We start from the raw sequence: 17574 nt of genomic DNA, 5'->3' as shown, positions 1-17574 counted from the left end.
GTTCGTGAAACAATTTGTGCTTATTACAGCGTAAGTGCACGAACATTTACGATTTCATCTTGTTTGGTAAGCTCAGCCAATACCTCAGCAGGAGCCGTCTTATCAATCGTCAGTACCATGATTGCGGAACCGCCAATCACTTTACGTCCAACTTGCATCGTCGCAATGTTGACTTGATTGCTTCCGAGAAGTGTTCCAACGCGTCCGATAATACCTGGTTTATCGTTGTGAGAAATTAACAACAAGTTACCCTCAGCTGCGAAGTCAACTGGATACTGATCGATACGCACGATGCGCTCGCCAAAGCCAGCTAGTAATGTTCCAGCAAGTGTTTTTTCCTCTTGTTTCGTTTTAACCGTCACTGTAACGAGGTTAGTGAAGCTATTTGATGCATTTGATGTTTGCACAACGATGTTAACACCGCGTGATTTAGCCAAATGCATAGCATTAATGATATTAATGGATTCCAATTGATTTTGGAAAATACCTTTTACAATGTAACGTGTTAATGGGCTTGTATCTACATCCATTAAGTCACCAGCATAGTTAACTACGATTTCAGATACTGCACCTTGAGCGATTTGTCCAAGGACAGAACCGATTTTTTCACCAAGACTGAAGTATGGTTGTAGTTTGTTTAATACATCCGCAGGAACAGGAGGCATATTGACAGCATTCTTGAACGGCTCATTACGAAGAATATGAAGAACTTCCTCGGAAACGTCGATTGCTACGTTCTCTTGCGCTTCGATCGTCGATGCACCAAGATGAGGCGTTACAATCACTTTCGGATTCGATAGGAAAGGGTGATCCTTCGTTGGTGGCTCGACTTCAAATACGTCGAAAGCTGCACCTGCAACGATTCCTTGATCAATTGCTTCAACCAACGCTAGCTCATCGATAATTCCACCGCGGGCACAGTTGATGATGCGAATGCCTGGTTTCATTAATTCAAATTGTGGTTTCGCGATCAAGTGACGCGTTTCTGGTGTAAGTGGCGTATGAACAGTAATGAAATCTGCTTTTGCTGCGATTTCGTTAACTGAACCTAGCTTTACGCCCATTTTCTCAGCGCGCTCTTCAGTCAAGAATGGATCATAGCCGATAACTTCCATGCCAAATACTTTCGCACGTTTCGCAACTTCACTACCGATACGTCCCATACCGAGTATACCTAGTGTTTTGTTGCGAAGCTCAACGCCGATGAATTTACGATCCCATTCGCCGCCAACTGTTTTCTTGTACGCTTGTGGAATCATACGAGCTGCTGCCATCATCATGGCGAAAGTAAGCTCACAAGTGGCAATCGTGTTACCGTCAGGTGCATTAATAACGATAATCCCGCGTTTTGTTGCTGCTTCCAAATCAATATTGTCGACACCAACACCTGCGCGGCCAATTACTTTAAGCTTTGTACCAGCATTCATGATTTTCTCTGTTACTTTTGTTTGGCTACGAACTAAGAGGGCATCGTACTCACCGATAATGGCAATGAGTTCGTCTTCAGATAGACCAGATTGCTTAACCACTTCAACATCAGCTGCATCATAAAGCATTTGAATTCCCATGTCACTAATTGGATCGGATACTAGAACTTTGAACATAATTCGGTTCCTCCTTAGATTTGAACATAAAAAAACTCCCAGCCCTCGGATACAGACAATTAGCCTGTAGCCAAAGGGACGAGAGATTGCTTTCGTGGTACCACCCTAGTTCGCTGCCCATTCGCATGGGTAGCCTCATTTGGTCTTGCGACCTGGAACTGTAACGTGTTCCTAACCCGATTGCATCTACTACCGTTCAATGCAATAACTCTGGAGTGCTCCGCAATTTGTTCGCTACCGGTTCTCACCAACCACCGGTTCTCTGAAAGCTACTTTATTTGCTTGGCTCCGTCAACGCTGTACTGTGATATAGAATTTTTAATAGATTACCATGCGTTCGAAATCGTGTCAATACATGTCGAACGATTTTCACTTTTACGTCATAAATGTTCGGATTGACACTCATTAAGAAGCTTTTCGTTTATTTTATAGCAAGAATGTTCAGAATGCAATGACATTTTGCTTATATTTGAGGCTCATTTTCATGTATGGTACAGTGAATGTTAGGATCTTAACTAAAGAAAGCAGGAGTGTGTACCTAAATGGAAATTAAGAGCATTTATCCCCAAATTTTTCTCCAAGCTGTCGACCAGAAAACACTAGGAAATAGTGTCATCATTGATGTAAGAGAACCCCATGAATGGGATTACTATCATATGGAAGAAGCCAAATTAATTCCCATGCAGCAAATTCCGCTCCGTATGGGTGAGCTTCCAGAAGATGAAGATATTTATATCGTTTGTGCACATGGGATGCGCAGTCTACGTGTTGCTGAATATTTAAAAGAAAACGGTTTTGAGCGTGTCATTAATGTAGACGGGGGAATGGCTGCTATTGGCATGTTCCGCGGCTTTCAATACGACTAAATAGAAAAAGCTGATGACTTCGTCCATGAGGACCAAATCTTCAGCTTTTTTCTTAATTTACATCTGAAAAGAAAGGTAATTGAGGCAGTGTTTCATTGGAATACCATTTCGCTTTGCCTTTGACGAAGTCTCCTGTACGAACAGCATTTGTGCTGAGCAATAATTCCATGGTTTGATTCACATCATTCACATTTAATTTTTTGGCTTGGCCGGATGCGATGAATTCATCAATTCTTATCGTTAAATCCTGCGGATAAAAAGGCGAGAATGCTTTGTTTTTCAACAATTTAGCGGTGATATATACATTCTTTACGTTTAAATTCATTGCGCGCCACTGATCAAGATTGGCAGTATTATTAGGATCGAAATATTCAATGTCCGGATCCATAGTGCCGTTCCAGACAAGGATGGAGTCGAAGTAATTTTTCTGCGCAGTTAAGGCTTGTGTTTTGGCTTCAAGGAAGTATGCATCCTTCTGGATGGCATCTAATAACTGTGCGTGACTTTGTGCATTCGCTTTGGACTGATAGTTACTTAATGCATCAGTGAATAGCTTCAAGCTCTTCAGATAGCCTTGGTGTGACTGCACTAGTAAGGGTGAAGATGCAGGCATGTTCTTACTTTGGAGCGTATTGTATTTATCAGCTGCAATTTTACTTAGCTCTTTCAGGACTGCGGAAGCGTCAACAGTTGCATTATCCATTTCGATTTGACTCAATAATTCAAACCATTTATTCTGAAATTCCCTAAAGGGTAAAAAGATGGTATGGTAATATGACACAAGCACTTGTTGATCATAAGCGCCTACTTCGGGGACTGATGACGCTTGATCAGCATGCATGATTTTATCATATTTTAAATCGGATTTCGTTTGTCCTAATCGCAAGCCATAGAAAAAAGCGCCAAGGATACAGACCAGCATAAAGATAAACATGAGGGCAAATAAATAATCAGTGCGGGTAAGACGCTTCTCCATAAATCAAGCTCCTTGTTGTCTCTTATAGTTGTTTTAGTATAGGTCAATCAGCATGAAAAAGGAATATTATAAGGAAATGAGGCTGCTTCCTTTGAAAAAATTCGATTTTAAAAACCTTCGTATTGGGAAAGTTGATATCAATGAACTGAATGACAAAACTTTATTGCTGAATCTTTACATTACACAACTGCTTACGCTTATTATCGGAATTATCATCCTATTATTTCAGAGTAATTCAAAGATTCTTTCTGCGTTGTCGTTTCAAGGTGGTTGGCGTGTCCTTATTTGGGGTTGTTTATTTGCTGTAGTTGTCCTTGGTATTGACCTACTTATTTCAAGATGGGTACCCAAAGAAGTATCTGATGACGGTGGCATTAATCAAATGATTTTTGGGAATAGGGCCCTTTGGCATATTGCACTTATTTCATTCATCGTATCTGTCTGTGAAGAGGTCCTATTCCGTGGTGCGATTCAACATGCCTGGGGACCTTACTGGACTAGTATTTTATTTGCCGCAATCCATGTTCGCTATCTGCAGCATTGGCTCATGACAGGGATGGTATTTTGTATTAGCTATGGCTTAGGTTGGATTTACCTTCATACGGGAAGCCTATGGACACCAATAATTGCTCACTTTATGATTGATATGGTGATGGGTTGCATACTTCGGTTTGGCAAGGAGGAAGATCAAGGTTCATGAGTGTTGGAGAAAGAGTAGCTTCGCGTTCGAATCCTAACATGGAGGAGAAACAAGAGGATGATACCTATTTACCGCCGCGTAGAGCCGTACACCCTTCGGAGCAAGGAAAATGGACGAATCTTTTCTATATGACATTACTTTGGTTATTTATCGCTTTAGTTGTGAGTTTAACTGTTTGGGGGATCAAGTACTCAAATTCTTCGTTGTAAAAAATAAAAAGAGCCCTACGCTGCTACGAACGAAACATTCGCGGCAGCGTAGGGCTCTTCGTTCATTCCTATCTCATTTCTAATTCAATGGCATTGGGATCAACAAACGTATAACCTTTTTCCTCGAGCTTCGTGAGCAACGTATCAAGCGCAGTTACTGTCCAGGGGAGCTCATGCATGAGAATATTGCTGCCGTTGTGAAGCTGTTGCATGACATTCTCAATGACTTTATTGGAATCATTATTCTTATTCGTCATGTCCCAATCTAATGAACCATTCGACCATGTCATGTAAAGCATTTTGTTATTTTTAATTTTCGACTTTAAATAATCATTACCTGAGCCAAATGGTGGACGGAAAAATTGCGGGGATTGACCCGTAATTTCTTTCACAATTTGCCCAACATCGTCAACTTGTTTATCAATTTTATCATTCGGCATATCTTTCATATTGTCGTGATCCCAAGCATGATTACCAATGATATTGCCGCTTTCGTGAACAAGTTTTACGAGCTCAGGCTTTTGCTTTATACGATAACCGTTCATGAAGAAGATGGCCTTCGCCTTATGTTTGTTCAGGATATCAATAAGAGATTGATTCATCGCTTGTTCTTTAGGTCCATCATCAAAGGTTAATAAAACGACTTTTTTATTACCATTGGGGTCATTGGGCACGATATCATAGTTTTTGTTCATGTGATAGGTCTTTTGTACTACTTCTTGAATGGGAGCAGTTGGTGTTGGTGAAGGTGTGGGTGTAGGAGCCGCGGTGGGGGTTGGAGATTCACTTGGGCTTGATGTCACTTGAACAACTGGTGCTACACTTGTAGTCGCAGCAGGACTTGTTTCGGTTTGATCTGCACTGCAGGCAGCCAATAGAAGCATGACTGTTAGGAATAGTGTGCTTGCTTTCTTTTTCATAATTCGTATTCTCCTCAGATCCTTACATGGTGGTCATCCCTTATAGTACCACATTTAAGACCACAATTCGCAGATGTCAATTCTCCTATGTTTTCCTTCTTCCGTTGTGTATGACCACTTGTAAACTCGCACAACCTAGAAAGGATTGATACTACTTATCATGGAGGGAGATCCAATGAAATTAGGAACATTTATGCTTGGTGGCATTGCAGGCGCGGCTGCTGTTATTTATCTCAATCGTAAAAGTAAATCCATGCTTTTCTCAGCATTTAGCTCACCTAGTCAATCGATGGGCAATGTCATGGATAAGGCCAAAGAAACGTTCACAAGCAAATCCGTTGGAGAATCTACAGCTCGAAATTTCTCTTCGACGAGTACAAATGGTTTAAACCAAGTAGAGAAAATCGTCAAAGAAGACCCGAGTTTAAAGGCAACTGTCAATGAAATCCTGCAGGATAATAAAATAAGCAGCGCAACAATACAATAAAGATAAGCGCTCAGCACAGTCTGGCATACCCACGGGGCCGGCTGTGCTTTTTCTTTTTATACATAACTTAAGCGTGCAATTACAAAGATTTAATGTTAACATGATAGGTGAAAACAATAGATGGATGCATGTCCATTTATTGATTAGTGGTTCACCTTTTTATTTTTCTAACATATTCTGATTGAAATAAGGTGACCATGCTTTCGATGCAAGCTTTCCAATTGGAGAGCTCAAAGGAGGATCCTATCATGAAAATAGAACGCTTAAGTCAGGATAAGATACGGATTTTCCTAACATTCGATGACTTAACTGAACGTGGAATTCAAAAAGACGACATGTGGAGAGAAATTCCGAAAGTGCACGAGTTGTTTAGTGAGATGATGGATCAAGCCTATTCGGAGCTCGGATTTGACCCGTCCGGTCCCCTTGCTGTTGAGGTATTCGCCCTCCCAGCGCAAGGTATGGTTGTTATTGTCACTAGAGGCAAGCTTGATTTGTATGCGAGTTCTGATGCGTATGATGATCATGAAGCTGAAGAAGTGTACGAAATGGAAGTTACGCTTGAACAAAGCGATTTAATCTCCTATGCTTTCCGTGATTTTGAAGATCTGCTGCGTGTATCCAAAGTAATTAATCCCCTTCTGATGGAAGGCGGTACCCTGTATTCGTATAAAGGGAAATATATTTTACAGCTAGAACCTGTAGATCTTGAAGAAACCAAGTATCAAGCTCTTATTGCTGTCTTATCTGAGTTCGGTGAAGCTTCTTCAGTGACCTTGGCTGTTCTTGAGGAATACGGGAAAACCATCATTGCAGATGATGCCGTTAAGGTGCTCTGCCGCCATTTCAAATAATGGGGACTCACGTCCTGACGCATGAGAATGAAACAAGCATCTTCCAAAAACAACCGTTTTTGAGGATGCTTGTTTTGTTTTCCATAATACGCAACTATGGTCGTTTGTGTTACACGTAGAAATGTCTAGACAGAACGACTATAATATAGGTATGTATTTCAAAAAAGAGGGGAGCTGGAACATGCATATCGTGCCTATTTTATTGGCAGCCATAGCGCCAGGTCTCTCATTGCTCGCCTACTTTTATCTGAAGGATCGGTACGAAACAGAACCTATCCATTTAGTGGTACGGATGTTTCTTTTTGGTGTACTACTCGTTTATCCGACGATGGTTCTACAGAACGCATTTATTCAGGAGTTCGGCAATGGCACGATCATGACGTCCTTTTTTCTCTCAGGAGGAATTGAAGAGTTTCTGAAGTGGTTGTTACTGTATCACTTGATTTTCCGTCATGAAGCCTTCGACGAGCCATATGACGGGATTGTGTATGCGGTGGCTGTCAGTCTTGGCTTTGCAACCTTGGAGAATATTATTTACGCATTCTTGCATGCTTCTTCTTTCTCGGCTTTGATGCTTCGTGCGCTATTGCCAGTCTCGGGACACGCTTTATTTGGTGTCATGATGGGGTATTACATGGGCAAGGCCAAATTCGTTCCCCATAAGCAAAATAGGTATTTATGGATATCCCTGTTGCTGCCAATTGCTTGGCACGGTGCATTTGATTATATTTTGCTTATATTCACAAACAGCTGGATTTGGATTATGATTCCGCTTATGACTTTTCTATGGTTACGGTCGATATGGCGTGTAGATCGTGCTAATGCACACTCTCCTTTACGCGTTGTAACTGTCGATGAGAAGATTAAAATGGGATGATTTGGGTCATAATGACTGTATATTTGTTGAACTCCATTACATGGAATGGGGAAAGACCGGGAGGGTATACATGTCATTAACGACGCGCGTGAAAGTGAAGATCCGATGTCGGTTATGTGGTGAGAAGTTCGTATTGCGAGGCAAGAAGGAAAAAGACAAGATTGAAACTGGATTTCGGCAATGCATATGCAGTAATGAGCACGATTTTGAAATAGAAACCGAGAGTTAGCAAGAGGCCATTCTTCCGAATAGGCCTTTTTTTGTATGTACAAATCGATAAACGCCATTGTCCTATGGAGGGACGGAGTAGCTGTTTATTTTGTGACAATCTTGTATAAACCTGCCTCCACGCGTAAAAACTAAGCGCAAGATTGGGTATGAAAGGAGCAGTTCTGTGTATAAAAGATTAAGTATCGTCATGTTTCCATTTCTACTGCTGGCATTAATCGGGGCTTCTGTGTGGGGGTATTTGGAACACCAAGAAAAGAATACGATATTAATTAAAGCGGAGAATCAGTATCAACGCGCGTTTCATGACCTGTCCTTTCACATGGATAAGCTACATACGGAATTAGGCAATACATTGGCGGTAAATGAAACTTCGGAACCATCCTATCGGAAAGGGTTGGTTAATGTTTGGCGTTTAACAAGTCAAGCGCAGAGTGACATCACACAGTTGCCTTTAATGCTGCTGCCTTTTAACAAAACGGAAGATTTCCTAGCGAATATGGCTAATTTCTCTTACCGCATGTCTGTTCGCGATATGACGAAACAGCCTTTAACCGAAGCGGAAATGAAAACATTGAACACCCTATATGCACATTCTGCTGATATAACTAAAGAAATTCGAGGTGTGCAAAATAAAGTAATTGCAAATAATTTGCGTTGGATGGATGTGGAGACGGCTCTCGCATCTGAAAATGAAATGCATGACAATGCGATTATCGATGGCTTTAAGATTGTGGACAAACAAGTAGGTGGATATGATGAGTTGAATTGGGGGACAGGCAGTTTAAATGTGTTCTCCAAAAATGATGTTAAAATGCTGACGGGCAATGATATGACGGCAGATCAAGTTAAAAAGAAAGCTATTGATTTCCTTGGCGTAAAAGATTCAAGTGGCATTAAAGTTATCGAGAACGGCGGAAGTGCTCCTGAATTTCAAAGTTATAGTGTTGTTATTCCAAGCAATGACGCTTCCAAAACGGATACACAAATGGATTACACCAAAAAAGGTGGTCACTTGATCTATTTTATGAAGACACGTGATGTACCAGCTGCGAAATTTAATCTTCGTCAAGCAAGAGATATTGCGAATGAATTTCTGGATCAGCATGAGTACAAGGATTTAAGTGCAATTAGTTACGATCAATATCAGAATACAGCCACCATTCTATTCGCAAAGAAAGAAAATAATGTCACCATATATCCGGAACAAGTTACGGTTAAAGTTGCTTTAGATACCCTTGAAGTAACAGGGCTACAAGCAACCAATTATATTTATTCACAGAAGAAACGCACTATTGGTCAACCGAAAATTACAGTAGACCAAGCACGTAAGCAACTGAGTTCTAAAATGAAAGTAACTGGCGAATCGCTTGCGATTATCAAAAATGATCTGGACGAAGAAGTGCTCTGTCATGAATTTATCGGCACGATGAATAACAATATCTATCGTGTTTATGTAAATGCAGATGTGGGCATGGAAGAGAAAATAGAGACAATTCGTCAAGATCAAGCGGAAGCTGCAAAGGGAAAATCATAAGAAGAAGAAGCAGGATATCATCCTGCTTCTTTTTTTTCTATCTAAATGGTGAGGTCATGGTATAATTAATGCATATTACTTCGCGGAGGTGCGGAAATTGCTTCCTAAGGTCAACCAGATTTTACATATGCAAATGAATAGTATTGATGAAGAAGAGTCCAAAATCGAATATAAGTCTAGAATTGCGGATGTGACAGAAAGCGCGATCATCATTGAAATCCCTTTGAATGAAAAGACAGGACGATTGAAAAAACTTTATCAAGGCGATGAGATTAGTGCTCATTTCCTAGGTCAAGGCGGTGTGAAGCATTATTTCACAACAGAAGTTGTAGCCTTTACGGAGGATGTTATTCGCTTGATCGAACTAAGACTCCCAGAGTTAAGTGCGATTACGCAAATACAACGCAGGAATTTCCTTCGAGTTTTAGCTGAATTAGAAATCGCCGTGAAGCTGAACGACCAGATCCAATTTATTGGATTGACGGATGATGTTGGCGGTGGAGGTATTTCATTTATTTGTGATGGTCATATTCCGATAGGCTTAAATGCAATCATATCTTGTTGGGTACTTGCGCCATTCAAAAATGGCACGATCGAGCATATTCCGTTTACAGGTGAAGTTGTACGCGTGAAAGGTACGGAGACGGGTAAGCAATTAGTCATGATCCGATTCGCAGAGATCGCGGATAGAGAGCGACAGAAACTGATTCGTTTTTGCTTTGAGAGACAAATGGATTTTCGTAAACGCTAGGATTGAGACATAAACGCTAAGGGTATACTGCTATGCATATCGGATGCTAGCGGGAGTGTGATCTCATGTCCAAGGAACAAGAGACAGAACCATATGAACAGTTATTTTTACGCTTTTCTGCGAAAGTAGAGAAGGTCATTATTAGAGCTGTAATTTTCGTTGTTATATTGCTAGTTTGTGTACAAGCTTTACTTCAAAATGCGTATATTCGCAAGCATTTCACACGTGTCGAGCCACTCGAAGGGCAACCTTATATTGTACCGGAACATCCCTTAAGAGAACGCTCATAAGCGCATGAAATCAAGGTGGGATCGAACCCAAGTTTTGCATATGACCATGTTGTGTGGTATAATTTCTAGTAATTAGCAGGCAAGTGCCTGCTTTTTTGTTCGTAAGGTACTGTGAAGTATTGTTAGGAGGAACAGCAGCTTGGATAAGTTCAATATTGCCATAGATGGTCCTGCTGGAGCCGGTAAAAGCACCATAGCACGGCTAGTTGCCGGAGCACTTGGTTTCATTTACGTGGATACAGGAGCCATGTATCGAGCAGTAACGTGGAAAGTACAGCAAGAAGGGCTGCTACCTGAGCAAGAAACAGAAGTGGCTGCGTTAGCCAATCGTATGCAGATTGAGCTCATCCCTGGAGATGAAGGGCAACAGGTCATTGTAGATGGTGTGGATGTGACGAAAGCGATTCGTTCAACGGACGTAACGACACATGTTTCACAAATTGCCAGCTATGGCGCTGTACGTCATTTGTTAGTCGCGCTACAGAAGCAAATGACTGTTTCCAAAGGCGTAGTCATGGACGGCCGTGACATTGGTACACATGTCATGCCAGATGCAGAGATCAAGGTTTTCTTAACCGCGAGTGTGAAGGAACGTGCTGAGCGCCGATTCAAGGAATTAGAAAACAGTGGTACGAATACACTGACTCTTTCCGAATTGGAGCAGGATATCGCACGTCGCGATCAATTCGATGAGGCGAGGGAAATTTCACCACTGCGTAGGGCGCATGATGCCGTGTTGATGGACAGTACATCAATGACGATTGAAGAAGTAGTGGACGAAATTCTTGGACTTTGCAAGGACAAAGTCGGAGGTGGCAAATAAAGATGCTATATCGCATCGGAAGAGCCTTATTTCGATTTATTTTCACCGTTTTTTTCCGAATGCGTGCTATCGGCATGGAAAATGTTCCTACGCAAGGGGCAGTTGTTTTGTGTGGTAATCATACTAGCTTCTTAGACCCACCATTCTTAGGTTCACCACTGCGCCGCAAGGTGCATTTCATGGCCAAGGCGGAGTTGTTTGATATACCAGTACTTGGGTCTATCATATCTAAAGTAGGCGCATTCCCAGTTAAACGCGGAGGCGTAAGCAGAGAGTCGATTCGACTTGCTGTACAGCTGCTGCGTGATGGCAATATGCTAGGTGTTTTTCCTGAAGGATCTAGAAGCAATGCGGGTGGAATGGGGAAGAAAGGCGCTGCTAGTCTTGCATTGAAGTCGGGCGCGGCAGTTGTTCCGGTAGCCATCGTAGGTACCTACTCACTTTTCCGTCGTATGACGATCGTTTACGGTAAACCACTTGATATGAGCGCTTATGAAGGCGGTAGTTCAGAGGATCTGGAGCAGGCGACGGAAGCGATTATGAAAGAAATTCGCCGACTACATACAGTCACTAGTAAAGCATAAGAAGAAATGTATGGAATCGAAAGCTTGGAATTATACTAACCATAAAGTGATTTGAACTTATTATTGTGTTTGAAACAGAGTAGGAGCTTGACTGCTGCTTTGTGACTTATAAATTATTTTTGTTGGTTGTAAATAGAGGAGGCTAATCTCATGTCAGATGAAGTAAAAGTTGAAGATCAATCACAGGAAGCTCAAGAAACGGCCGTATCACAAGCAGAAGCAGAGCACGCGCTTAACAATGTTGCTGTGTTGAAGAAAGGCGCTACGGTAAAAGGCAAAATCGTTAAAGTAGACGCTGATCAAGCTTTCGTGGATATCGGTTACAAATACGATGGCGTCATCCCAGTTCGTGAGCTTTCTTCCGTAAGCTTGAATGATGCTGCGCAAGCAGTCGAGCTTGGTCAAGAAGTAGAATTGAAAATCGTTTCCATCAACGATGCAAAAGAAACGTTGGTATTGTCCAAACGTGTCGTTGACAACGAAAAAGCTTGGGAAACGCTACAAGGACAACTTGAGAGCAAAGAAATTATCGAAGCAGCTGTTGCAGAGGTTGTTAAAGGCGGATTAGTTGTGGATATTGGTGTACGTGGATTCGTACCTGCTTCCATGGTTGAGCGTCAATTCGTTGAAGATTTCTCTTCCTACAAAGGCCGCACTTTGCGTCTTCGTGTGAAAGAAATTGATCGTGAGAAAAACAAAGTCATCCTTTCCCAAAAAGATATTTTGGATGAAGAGTTCGAAACAAACAAAAAGAAAATCATCGAAGGTCTTCAAGTTGGTCAAGTACTAGATGGTACTGTACAACGTTTGACACAATTCGGTGCATTTGTTGACATCGGTGGTATTGATGGACTTGTTCATATTTCTGAACTTGCTTGGCAGCATGTTGAACAAGCATCTGATGTTGTTAAAGAAGGAGACAAAGTTAAGGTGCAAATCCTTAAATTGGATCCATCCAATGATAAAATCAGCTTGAGCATCAAAGCTACACAAGATGGTCCTTGGTCAAATGTTGAGCGTGATTTCAAAGCTGGTGATATCGTAACAGGTACAGTTAAACGTCTTGCAGCTTTCGGTGCATTCGTTGAAGTGGCACCAGGTGTTGAGGGTCTTGTTCACATTTCCCAAATCGCACACCGTCACATCGGTACTCCGCATGAAGTTTTGAAAGAAGGCCAAGAAGTACAAGTGAAAATCTTGGAAATCAACCTTGCTGAGAAACGCGTTAGCTTAAGCATTAAAGACACAGAAGATGCTCCTGAAGCACCTGCTGGTGCAGCGGCTCCATCATCAGCTGGCAAACCAGAAAGAGAAAGACAACCGCGTGGTGATCGTGACCGTGGTAACAGCGCTAGTCATCAAAAAGAAATTGCTGGTAACGAAAATGTATCCCTAAGCAATCAAGGTTTGTCCATGACACTTGGTGAGCGTTTCGGAGATAAACTGGCTAAATTTAAAAAATAAATAGATCCAATTTCTAGGGAGGTTACAGAAATGCGCATCTCACGCAAAATGGAGCATGTCCATTATGCGCTGGAGCTTGGTCAAACTCGTCAACAAGGGTTGGCGGATATCAAGCTTGTGCATAACTGTCTTCCTGAGACTTCGACGGATCATATTGCTTTAACAACAACAATCGGCGATCTCACTATGAGTTCGCCGATTTTAATTAATGCAATGACCGGCGGCGCTCACGAGACAGAGAGCATTAATCGCGAATTGGCCATACTCGCGAGGGAGAAAGGTTTGCCTATGGCTGTTGGCTCCCAGATGTCAGCTATTAAGAATAGCGAAGTGGCATCCAGCTATGAAGTGGTGCGACGCGAGAATCCGAAAGGTATCATCTTTGCTAATTTGGGGAGCGAAGCCACAACGGACCAAGCGTTACGTGCGGTAGATATGATAGAAGCGAATGCGCTCCAAATCCATCTCAACGTTATGCAAGAATTGATTATGCCAGAAGGTGATCGCAGCTTCGTAGGCATGCTTGGCCGCATTGAAAGCATTGTTCGTCATACACCAGTACCGGTGATTGTGAAAGAGGTAGGCTTTGGCATTTCGCGTGATAATGCGAAGCAGCTAAGAGATATTGGGGTTCAGGTACTCGATGTAGGAGGCTCAGGCGGCACGAATTTTGCTGCTATTGAAAATGCGAGACGACCTGCTGCATTAGATTGGCTGAATGATTGGGGTACACCTACAAGTATGACTTTATTAGAAGCCCTATCTGTTTATCCGTGGGGTTCTATTATTGCGTCAGGCGGCATTACAAATGCATTGGAAGCGGCGAAAGCACTTACCTTAGGCGCATCGGCAGTGGGTATGGCAGGTGCATTTCTGAAGGTATTGCGTATAGATGGTGTAGAAGCACTTCACGATTATGCAGAAGAACTTCACCAAGGACTCATTTTAATTATGACGGCATTGGGAGCTAATTCGATTCAAGCCTTAACAAGGTGTCCAGTTGTCATCGTTGGAGATACCGCGGAATGGTGTCGAACGAGAGGCATTAACTTAACTTCATACGCAGAGCGAACTAATCAGAGTAAATAATCAAAATATTGCCATACTAAGGATCAGGCAGATCTCCCTTATTACTCACTTGAGGGGGAGCCTGAAGATCCGTAAAGCACATTGATGACAGAGGATGTCATCGATAGCTACGCAGGCTAGGTGGTTTGATTATGAATGCTGGTTATCTGTCGCTTATTCTCCTTTGCATCACGTTGATCTTGCTCGCCAGTGGCTGGAAGGAGCTGTACATCCGAAGTATATCGCATAAAGGCATGCTTCTTTTTTTTGCCTCTTGGCTGATCGGATCACGAGTTACCGTGACGATACAACATGTACATATTCAACTTGTTTATGTTGTTGTACTAACGATTGCCTTTAGTATTCTTTATGTCACAAAAGGTTTTATACATAAGCTACATCTGCTTTCCATAGGACTTCTGATCGGTTCACTCCACTTTCTATTTCAACAACTGCTAGAAATGGACCCTATTCTTATCATTCGTAATTCAGAATGGCAGACTGCTCTGTTAATTGCCCTAGTAGCCGTAGTTGTACAGCGCAATGCATGGGAACAAATTGCAGCCATTTCGATCGGATATTTGATCGGGGATATGTATCAAGCGAGTATTCACGAAGTTGACGGCTTTCATCAGTTGGGTATGGCTACGTTTCAAGATCAATGGTGGTTGTCTATTTTTACAGCTAGAACAATAACGATTGTAGTACAAGCTGCATACAGTGGTTGCCGAACCGTCGTGAGAAGCTGGTTAGACCGCAGGGGGGGCAACTAAAGCAATGGATATAGCTTGGTTACATACGCATCGGTATACCATTGGGATTGTCATTGGTGTTATTTTTGGCATTTTGTCGCGAATTAATATGCTGCGAACGGATTATCGGCAGTATCCAACGTATCCGCATGGCAAAATCATTCATGTCTCGCTCGGTGTGATCGCTGCAGGTCTTGGAGCGGTTGCTGTTCCAGCATTGTTGGAGAAAAACTACACGGCAGTCACGTTTCTTTCCTTAGCGGCACAACAATTTAGAGATGTGCGCAATATGGAAAGACAGAGTTTAACGAAAGTGGATGAGTTAGAACTTGTCCCCCGTGGAGCCGCCTACATCGAAGGAATTGCGATGGTTTTCGAAGGCCGTAATTATTTGGTCATTATGACAGCTTTTTTGGCTTCCTTTTTTAGTATATTAGGAGCTTGGTACTGGGGGATAGTTGCTGGCTTAATCTCAATCTGGCTTGCAAATTTCTTTAAATCGGGCAGCAAATTAGGGGACATCGCTGATATTGAACCCGTTGATATTCATATAGATGGGCCTGATGTTTCGGTAGGTTCTATTTATATCATGAACGTAGGGCTTAGGGATTCGCGTGAAAAAATAATGAAATATGGTCAAGGCTTTCTAATTAAGCCGAAAAATCGTAATGCCCGTGTAACGATTTCTCATGTTGGACAGCGGCAAGCCATTATGTATGATATGTCCACTTTGTTCGGCGTGTATCGTGATGAGGGCGAGCCTTCCTTGCGGCCTATGGCTAAATTGGACCTAGACTCAGGGACGATCGGTTTACTCTTACTTTTGCAGGAAAATGACAAAGAGAAAACATACACTGCCCTTCATCGTGTACCTGTTCTTGAAAGTGCTGTGCGCATGCCTTCTGAAGCTGGTGTAAATAAAAAGAAGGAGGGGTAAAGCCCTTATGTCGCAAATTCTCGCGATCGTGACATTGTCGAAAGACCGTATTGCTGGCGGTGCTCCAATCTTTGTGGTTGAAGGTGAAGACGAGATGCAGAGAACCGCATTCTCTTTAGAGAAAATGTTAGACGCGAATGCCCATGATCTGAAAAATGGTACGATGATTCTGGTGAAACATTCCTGATTATCCGGTGAAAAGGCGCATATTTAATCGAAGTCTCAAAAGAGATTAGCCAAGGCGCCTCTTTTTTGTTATGATGTAAGTTGCGTAATTTTCCATGTATGATCATGGAATCCGAAGGAGAGATGTAAATTGGCTAGACCCGTACTTGCAATTGTAGGCCGACCTAATGTCGGGAAATCCACCATTTTTAATCGAATCGTAGGCGATCGTATGGCGATCGTAGAAGATAAACCAGGTGTCACACGAGATCGTTTATATGGTGTTGGTGAATGGCTTAATACATCGTTTAGTGTCATTGATACAGGCGGTATTGAAATTGACGGCGAAGACGTAATTCTGAAATCTGTTCGTGTTCAAGCTGAGCTTGCTATTGAAGAAGCGGATGTCATCGTGTTCATGGTTGACGCGAAGGCGGGCGTAACCCCATCGGATGAGGAAGTAGCGCAGCTACTATTCCGTTCCAAGAAGCCAGTTGTCTTGGCAGTAAATAAAGTAGATAATTTGGCACGTCAAGATGATATCTATGAATTCTATTCCCTTGGTTTCGGCGATCCTGTAGGGATTTCGGGTTCGCACGGAATTGGGATTGGCGATCTTCTTGAGGTCGTATGTAACTTATTCCCTGACAAAACGGATGACGAGTATGGCGAAGAAGTTGTTAAATTCGCATTGATTGGTCGTCCAAATGTCGGGAAATCGTCAATGACAAATGCGATTCTTGGTGAAGAGCGAGTCATTGTGAGCGACGTTGCAGGTACAACACGTGATGCGATCGATACACCTTTTGAACGTGATGGACAGAAGTTCGTTATCATTGATACAGCTGGTATGCGAAAACGTGGCAAAGTTTATGAGAACACTGAGAAATACAGCGTTATGCGGGCAATGAAAGCTATTGAACGAGCAGATGTGGTGCTTGTTGTTATCGACGGACAAGAAGGTATTATTGATCAAGACAAACATATCGCAGGCTATGCGCATGAAGCAGGAAAAGCGATTGTCATTGTCGTAAATAAATGGGATATCGTTGAGAAAGATGATAAGACGATGCAACATTTCACGACGACGATTCGCGATCATTTCTTGTTCTTGAGTTATGCACCAATTGTGTTTGTATCTGCGAAAACAACACAGCGACTTCATAAACTGCTGCCTGTTATCGTACAAGTGGCTGAGAATCATGCCTTGCGTGTACAAACGCATCTCCTGAATGATGTTGTTTCCGATGCGGTTGCTTACAACCCGCCGCCAACGGACAAAGGGAAGCGTCTGCGCATTAACTATGTGACGCAAGTAGCCGTTAAGCCGCCTGTGTTCGTACTCTTCGTGAATGAGCCAGAGCTTATGCATTTCTCATACGAACGTTATTTGGATAACAAAATCCGTGCTGCATTCGGCTTTGAAGGAACGCCCATTCGCATCTTGAGCCGTAGAAAAACTTCGGACAAAGAATAGGAGAT

General features: G+C 42.4%; 21 protein-coding genes and 1 other annotated feature. Of the genes, 18 read left to right on the top strand and 3 right to left on the bottom strand.

Annotation, left to right across the window (positions count from 1 at the left end; all coding sequences use genetic code 11):
- Positions 1-23 precede the first annotated feature (23 nt).
- Complete coding sequence (serA, locus tag L6I86_RS05740; protein WP_236285475.1) at positions 24-1604, bottom strand: phosphoglycerate dehydrogenase; 1581 nt, start codon at positions 1602-1604, stop codon at positions 24-26.
- A 71-nt stretch (positions 1605-1675) separates the two neighbouring features.
- Positions 1676-1908 (bottom strand) — a binding site (T-box leader).
- A gap of 238 nt (positions 1909-2146) precedes the next feature.
- Here serA and L6I86_RS05735 point away from each other — a divergent pair.
- A complete protein-coding gene (locus L6I86_RS05735; protein ID WP_056614472.1) occupies positions 2147-2470 on the top strand; it encodes a rhodanese-like domain-containing protein in 324 nt (107 codons plus the stop codon).
- A gap of 52 nt (positions 2471-2522) precedes the next feature.
- Here L6I86_RS05735 and L6I86_RS05730 read toward each other — a convergent pair whose 3' ends face one another.
- Entirely contained in the window at positions 2523-3446 is a 924-nt protein-coding gene (locus L6I86_RS05730; protein ID WP_236285472.1) for a hypothetical protein, read from the bottom strand.
- Between the two features lie 91 nt (positions 3447-3537).
- Here L6I86_RS05730 and L6I86_RS05725 point away from each other — a divergent pair, with 91 nt between their 5' ends.
- Positions 3538-4146 (top strand): CPBP family intramembrane glutamic endopeptidase, encoded by a 609-nt coding sequence (locus L6I86_RS05725; RefSeq protein ID WP_082595532.1) that lies wholly within the window; start codon positions 3538-3540, stop codon positions 4144-4146.
- The gene (locus L6I86_RS05720; RefSeq protein WP_236285470.1) at positions 4143-4355 is read left to right on the top strand and encodes a hypothetical protein; all 213 of its coding nucleotides are present in this window, start codon (positions 4143-4145) and stop codon (positions 4353-4355) included. The genes L6I86_RS05725 and L6I86_RS05720 overlap by 4 nt, the downstream gene beginning before the upstream one ends.
- Positions 4356-4423: 68 nt before the next feature.
- Here L6I86_RS05720 and L6I86_RS05715 read toward each other — a convergent pair whose 3' ends face one another.
- Positions 4424-5275, bottom strand: coding sequence for a polysaccharide deacetylase family protein (locus tag L6I86_RS05715; protein WP_236285468.1), 852 nt, complete (start codon positions 5273-5275; stop codon positions 4424-4426).
- Between the two features lie 175 nt (positions 5276-5450).
- On the opposite strand from L6I86_RS05715, the gene L6I86_RS05710 reads away from it, so the two are divergent.
- From L6I86_RS05710 to der, 15 genes are all read left to right on the top strand, one after another.
- The gene (locus L6I86_RS05710; protein ID WP_236285466.1) at positions 5451-5762 is read left to right on the top strand and encodes a hypothetical protein; all 312 of its coding nucleotides are present in this window, start codon (positions 5451-5453) and stop codon (positions 5760-5762) included.
- Positions 5763-6010: 248 nt separating this feature from the next.
- Complete coding sequence (locus L6I86_RS05705; RefSeq protein WP_057312084.1) at positions 6011-6616, top strand: genetic competence negative regulator; 606 nt, start codon at positions 6011-6013, stop codon at positions 6614-6616.
- Positions 6617-6797: 181 nt separating this feature from the next.
- The gene (gene prsW / locus L6I86_RS05700) at positions 6798-7493 is read left to right on the top strand and encodes a glutamic-type intramembrane protease PrsW (RefSeq protein WP_236285464.1); all 696 of its coding nucleotides are present in this window, start codon (positions 6798-6800) and stop codon (positions 7491-7493) included.
- Between the two features lie 70 nt (positions 7494-7563).
- Positions 7564-7722, top strand: a complete 159-nt coding sequence (locus L6I86_RS05695) for a hypothetical protein (protein ID WP_164483569.1) — start codon at positions 7564-7566, stop codon at positions 7720-7722.
- 165 nt (positions 7723-7887) lie between these two features.
- Complete coding sequence (gene ypeB, locus L6I86_RS05690; RefSeq protein WP_236285456.1) at positions 7888-9258, top strand: germination protein YpeB; 1371 nt, start codon at positions 7888-7890, stop codon at positions 9256-9258.
- Positions 9259-9346: 88 nt separating this feature from the next.
- A complete protein-coding gene (locus L6I86_RS05685; RefSeq protein ID WP_327205100.1) occupies positions 9347-10009 on the top strand; it encodes a flagellar brake protein in 663 nt (220 codons plus the stop codon).
- Positions 10010-10074: 65 nt separating this feature from the next.
- Positions 10075-10299 carry a hypothetical protein gene (locus L6I86_RS05680; protein WP_236285447.1) on the top strand — a complete coding sequence of 75 codons (225 nt, stop codon included), beginning with the start codon at positions 10075-10077 and terminating at the stop codon, positions 10297-10299.
- Positions 10300-10438: 139 nt separating this feature from the next.
- The gene (cmk, locus tag L6I86_RS05675; RefSeq protein ID WP_236285445.1) at positions 10439-11122 is read left to right on the top strand and encodes a (d)CMP kinase; all 684 of its coding nucleotides are present in this window, start codon (positions 10439-10441) and stop codon (positions 11120-11122) included.
- A 2-nt stretch (positions 11123-11124) separates the two neighbouring features.
- Entirely contained in the window at positions 11125-11706 is a 582-nt protein-coding gene (locus L6I86_RS05670) for a lysophospholipid acyltransferase family protein (RefSeq protein WP_056614442.1), read from the top strand.
- A gap of 150 nt (positions 11707-11856) precedes the next feature.
- Positions 11857-13170 (top strand): 30S ribosomal protein S1, encoded by a 1314-nt coding sequence (gene rpsA / locus L6I86_RS05665; RefSeq protein WP_173110161.1) that lies wholly within the window; start codon positions 11857-11859, stop codon positions 13168-13170.
- Between the two features lie 30 nt (positions 13171-13200).
- Positions 13201-14259, top strand: a complete 1059-nt coding sequence (gene fni / locus L6I86_RS05660; RefSeq protein ID WP_236285437.1) for a type 2 isopentenyl-diphosphate Delta-isomerase — start codon at positions 13201-13203, stop codon at positions 14257-14259.
- Between the two features lie 131 nt (positions 14260-14390).
- Entirely contained in the window at positions 14391-15011 is a 621-nt protein-coding gene (locus L6I86_RS05655; RefSeq protein ID WP_236285433.1) for a YphA family membrane protein, read from the top strand.
- A gap of 4 nt (positions 15012-15015) precedes the next feature.
- Entirely contained in the window at positions 15016-15927 is a 912-nt protein-coding gene (locus L6I86_RS05650) for a YIEGIA family protein (RefSeq protein ID WP_236285431.1), read from the top strand.
- Between the two features lie 7 nt (positions 15928-15934).
- The gene (locus tag L6I86_RS05645) at positions 15935-16114 is read left to right on the top strand and encodes a capping complex subunit for YIEGIA (RefSeq protein ID WP_236285429.1); all 180 of its coding nucleotides are present in this window, start codon (positions 15935-15937) and stop codon (positions 16112-16114) included.
- A 129-nt stretch (positions 16115-16243) separates the two neighbouring features.
- On the top strand, positions 16244-17569 hold the full coding sequence (der, locus tag L6I86_RS05640; RefSeq protein ID WP_068670360.1) for a ribosome biogenesis GTPase Der: 1326 nt from the start codon (positions 16244-16246) through the stop codon (positions 17567-17569).
- Positions 17570-17574 lie beyond the last annotated feature (5 nt).

The organism is Paenibacillus allorhizoplanae (assembly GCF_927798215.1).
Lineage (GTDB): Bacteria > Bacillota > Bacilli > Paenibacillales > NBRC-103111 > Paenibacillus_E > Paenibacillus_E allorhizoplanae.
This window is presented reverse-complemented; position numbering and strand designations above follow the sequence as displayed.